General features: G+C 60.7%; 1 pseudogene. It reads left to right on the top strand.

Going from position 1 to position 275, the window contains the following annotated elements:
* Positions 1-275 (top strand): annotated as a pseudogene (locus SB786_RS36200) (GMC oxidoreductase); the annotation flags it as partial.

Here is a 275-nt window from a genome sequence, read left to right as displayed (position 1 = left end):
CTGCTCAAGAACGTCATCCAGTATGGCCTCTCGCGGCGCGGCGTCATGGCGCTCGGGTCCTTCCCGGTCGGCGGTTTTTTCAAGACTCACCCGGATCTGGATCGTCCCGACGCTCAGCTGATGATGGCCCCTTACTCGATGGACTTTTCCTCACCGACTTACCGCTTCGAACCCCATCCGGGCATGCAGCTGTTCACCTACCCATTGCGTCCGCGTAGCCAGGGCAGCGTTACTATCGAATCTGCTGACCCTGCCCAGTCTGCGCGGATCGTCAC

The sequence above is a fragment of the Burkholderia sp. SIMBA_062 genome (assembly GCF_046534765.1).
Lineage (GTDB): Bacteria > Pseudomonadota > Gammaproteobacteria > Burkholderiales > Burkholderiaceae > Burkholderia > Burkholderia ambifaria.
This window is presented reverse-complemented; position numbering and strand designations above follow the sequence as displayed.